At 65.1% G+C, this 3,964-nt stretch carries 4 protein-coding genes; 3 read left to right on the top strand and 1 reads right to left on the bottom strand.

Annotated elements, in window-relative coordinates:
* Positions 1-103 precede the first annotated feature (103 nt).
* Entirely contained in the window at positions 104-907 is an 804-nt protein-coding gene (locus RBB39_RS22605) for a UDP-2,3-diacylglucosamine diphosphatase (RefSeq protein ID WP_045992239.1), read from the top strand.
* A gap of 270 nt (positions 908-1,177) precedes the next feature.
* Complete coding sequence (locus tag RBB39_RS22600; protein ID WP_222516152.1) at positions 1,178-1,831, top strand: glutathione S-transferase family protein; 654 nt, start codon at positions 1,178-1,180, stop codon at positions 1,829-1,831.
* 35 nt (positions 1,832-1,866) lie between these two features.
* Here the strand turns inward: RBB39_RS22600 and RBB39_RS22595 are convergent, their stop codons facing one another.
* Positions 1,867-2,796 (bottom strand): AEC family transporter, encoded by a 930-nt coding sequence (locus RBB39_RS22595; RefSeq protein WP_306169434.1) that lies wholly within the window; start codon positions 2,794-2,796, stop codon positions 1,867-1,869.
* A 248-nt stretch (positions 2,797-3,044) separates the two neighbouring features.
* On the opposite strand from RBB39_RS22595, the gene metF reads away from it, so the two are divergent.
* Entirely contained in the window at positions 3,045-3,893 is an 849-nt protein-coding gene (gene metF / locus RBB39_RS22590) for a methylenetetrahydrofolate reductase [NAD(P)H] (protein WP_222516151.1), read from the top strand.
* The last annotated feature ends 71 nt before the right edge of the window (positions 3,894-3,964 follow it).

Genomic DNA, 3,964 nt, shown 5'->3' with positions numbered 1-3,964 from the left:
ATAGCGGGGCAGGGGGCGGCACCGGTCATCGTTTCGTCATGGTCGCGCCACGGCAGTGTCACCGGGGCAGGACAGGCTGGGTGGGCGTCACAGGAGACTGCCCATGGCCACATCACTGACCGCTCGTACCCTGTTCATTTCCGATCTCCACCTCGGCACCCGGGATTGCCAGGCCGCCTTGCTGTCGCGGCTGCTGCGCCGCGTGCGCCCGGAGCGCCTGTATCTGGTAGGGGATGTGATCGACCTTATCGCCATGCATCGGCGGGCGTCGCTGCCGGCGGAGCAGCAGCGCCTGGTGGGGCGTCTCTTGCGCCTGGCCAAGGGCGGTTGCGAGATCATCTATATTCCCGGCAACCACGACGCGGCCTTGCGTCAGCTGTGTGGCATCCGTATGCACCGGGTGCGCATCGAGCGCCGGGCGATCCACGAGACCGCCGATGGTCGCCGTCTGCTGGTGAGCCACGGCGACGAGTTCGATACCCATGTGCGCCTGGCCCCCTGGCTGATGGCGCTGGGTGATGGCATGCATCAGTTCGTGCTGTCGCTCAATCGCTGGTGCAACAAGGCGCGCAGCCTGCTGGGCCTGCCTTACTGGTCGCTGGCGGCGGCGGTCAAGGGGCGCATCGGCGCGGCCCAGCGCTATGTCGAACAGTTCGAGCAGGCGGCCATCCACCAGGCGGCCCGGGAAGGACTCGATGGCTACGTCGGCGGGCATATCCACAAGGCCGGATTTCGTGCCCAGGACGGCGTGCTCTACTGCAACGACGGCGACTGGGTGGAGCACTGCACGGCGCTGATCGAGCGTCCCGACGGCAGCCTGGCGCTGATCGACTGGGAAGGGCAGGTGATCGAGGCCGAGCCTTCGATGCCCCGCGCCTGCCCCGAGGGCGCCCTGGCGGGGGCCTGAGGAGCGCTTTTGAGCCTTCCTTCACCACTTCGATTTGTCTAACGGGCGGGGTGCTGGCCTTCGCCAGCGTTCTGCTGGCCACCCGCAATTTCTTCTTCAGCCGCGGGTCATTGACCGTGCCTGCCATGTGGCGTCGTCTGCGGCGTAAAAATAAGTTGTTGAACTCATGCTGCCTGCGGCCATGCTGCAAGACGAGCGCGACGCGCGCACACGTCGGCGTATATATCGGCAAGCGCCGGCGGTTTTTCGTCTGGTAACCAGGAGGTTGGCATGGCAAGCGTACATATCGTGGGTCCCGCGTTCTCGAACTTCGTGCGCAGCGTGATGCTGGTGTGTCATGAGAAGGGCATCGAGCACAGTGTCGGGATGGAGGTCGAAGGACGTCGGGTCGAGCTGCATTCACCGGAGTTCAAGGCGCTCAATCCCTTCGACAAGATTCCCGTGCTGATTCACGGCGAACGGCGCCTGTACGAGAGCGTTGCCATCTGCCGCTACCTGGAGAGCGCCTTCGATGGGCCCGACCTGCTACCCAGGGGTGACTGGACGCGGGCTCAGGTGGATCAGTGGTGTGCTGCGCTGGCCACCCAGGCCGACCAGGCCATCGTGCGGCGCTACCTGCTGGAACTGGTCTTTCCCAAGGGGCCCAATGGCGAGGTGAGGGAAGACCGGGTTCGCGAGGCGGCCCCGGAGGTGGCACGGATACTGGCCATCCTGGAACACCAGTTGGCGGGGAGAGACTTTCTCGTCGGTGATGGCTTCACCCTGGCCGATGCCCTGGCGGCGCCGATGCTCGACTATCTGGAGGCCACGCCGCCCGCCTCCTCGCTGATGGAGGCGGCGCCAAATGTCCGAGCCTACGTGGAGCGTCTGAGATCGCGGCCTTCCGGCAAGGCGGTATTGGTAGCGCCCGTGTTTCCCCGCTAGTCACTCTCGGCGCTAGCGACTTTCGCCTTTCAGCTTCACTGCACCAGTCCAAGCATCCCGCTCAGGTACAGCGGGATCACCAGCGGCGCGGCCAGGGTGGTGATCAACACCGCCAGGGCGCCCTTCTCGGGCGCGATGCCGAGCTCCATGGCCACTACCACCACGTTGGCGGCCATGGGCACCACCCCGATCAACAGCAGCGCCAACGCCATGTCCTGTGACAGCCCGGTGGTGGCCTTGAGCAACAGGACGGCGCCGAGCATCAGCATTGGCCACAGGGCATAACGCACCGCCACGCAGGCGCCGATAAAGCGCCCATCCAGCGAGCGCACGGAAACACGACCCAGGGTCATGCCGATGATCATCATGCCGAGCAGGGTGTAGGTTGCCGGAAACACCGACATGGCATCGGTCACCGCCGCTGGCACCGTCATGCCGACTCCTTCCACCAGCAGCGCCGCCAGGAAGGCGTAGATCAGCGGCAGCCTGGCGATCTTGAGCAGGCTGTCGCGCACCGTAAAGCGGCCGCGGGCGCTTAGATAGAAGCCGACGGTGAACTCGTAAAGGGTGACGCCGAGTGCGCAGAACAGGTACAGGGTGACGCCGGAGGGGGGCAGCAACACCAGCGCCACCGGCAAGCCGAAGTAGCCGGTGTTGCCGGTGCCGGCAGAAAACGCCAGCACCGAGCCTTCCTCATCCCCCAGCCAGCGCTTGCCCAGCCGATTTATGAGCACGGCCACCAGGCTTGCGATCACGAACAGGGCGGCGGTCAAGGCGAGGTAGACCGGCGTCGGACCGCCCAGTACCAGCGCGCGGAAGAAGGTCAGCGGAGCGATCAGGTAGATCAGCAGGGTGGCGATGGGACGAGGGTCGACCTTGAGCCGCCTGGCGGACAGGACGCCGAGGGCGACAAAGGCGAGCAGGGTCCACAGGGGGCCCATCAGCGAGGTCGGGTCGACGGCCATGTTCATCATCCTTGGGTGCCAGGCCCCGTATCATGCCGTCTGGGCGCGCCGGTGTCAGCCCGGTCCGGCTGCCGAGGTCATTTTTTAGAACACATGGTTATGAGTCTCCCCTTTCTTATATGAAGAGAATTGAAGTTTACCCGCGAAACTTTCATTGGTCGGGGTGAGGCCGAGTCGTCACAATGGCACCCATCACCTTTACGGCCGCCGATTTGCGGTAGCCCGACACGCTTCACGAGGACCCCGAGATGAGCGCACAAGAGCACCCGCTGGGCATCAGCTTCGAATTCTTCCCCCCGAATACCGACGCCGGGCGGGAGAAGCTGATGCGCAACCGGGACCTCTTGGCCGAGCGCAACCCGCGGTTCTTTTCCGTCACCTACGGTGCCGGCGGTTCCACCCAGAATCGCACCCTTGCCACCGTCAATGCGGTGCGCGAGTGCGGCATCACCACCGCGCCGCACCTGTCCTGCGTCGGCAGCGAGAAGGCCCAGCTGCGCGAGCTGCTGACCGACTACAAGGCCCAGGGCATCAACAGCCTGGTGGCCCTGCGCGGTGACCTGCCTTCCGGCATGGGCGGCATCGGCGAGCTGCGCTACGCCAATGAGCTGGTGGAGTTCATCCGCGAGGAGACCGGCGATCACTTCGAGATTGCGGTGGCGGCCTACCCGGAGTCTCACCCCCAGGCGGCGAGCTTCGAGTCGGATCTGCAGAACTTTGCCCGCAAGATGAATGCCGGTGCCAATCTGGCGATCACCCAGTACTTCTTCACCGCCGACGCCTACTTCCACTTCGTCGAGCGGGCCCGCCAGCTTGGCGTGGAAGCACCGATCATCCCCGGCATCATGCCAATCACCAACTACTCCAAGCTGGCGCGCTTCTCCGACGCCTGCGGTGCTGAGATCCCGCGCTGGATTCGCAAGCAGCTCGAGGCGTACGGTGATGACAGCGCCGCCATCGCCGACTTCGGCGAAGAGGTGATCTCGCGCCTGGCCCAGCGCCTGCTCGACGGCGGCGCCCCGGGACTGCACTTCTACACCCTCAACCAGGCCGAGCCGACGCTGAAGATCGTCGACAACATCACCGGCCGCTCATGACACCAACAACAACGCTGGTCGGGTCGCGCTAGCCAGTCGCGACCACAACAACAAGAACGTCGGCCCCGCCC

The sequence above is a fragment of the Halomonas sp. MMSF_3323 genome (assembly GCF_030733595.1).
GTDB classification, from domain to species: Bacteria; Pseudomonadota; Gammaproteobacteria; order Pseudomonadales; family Halomonadaceae; genus Halomonas; species Halomonas litopenaei.
Note: the sequence above shows the minus strand (reverse complement) of the source record. Positions and strands in the feature narration are given on the sequence as shown.

Coding starts and splice junctions, on each gene's coding strand:
- RBB39_RS22605 (WP_045992239.1), top strand. CDS start 104: ATGGCCACATCACTGACCGCTCGTACCCTGTTCATTTCCGATCTCCAC.
- RBB39_RS22600 (WP_222516152.1), top strand. CDS start 1,178: ATGGCAAGCGTACATATCGTGGGTCCCGCGTTCTCGAACTTCGTGCGC.
- RBB39_RS22595 (WP_306169434.1), bottom strand. CDS start 2,796: ATGGCCGTCGACCCGACCTCGCTGATGGGCCCCCTGTGGACCCTGCTC.
- metF (WP_222516151.1), top strand. CDS start 3,045: ATGAGCGCACAAGAGCACCCGCTGGGCATCAGCTTCGAATTCTTCCCC.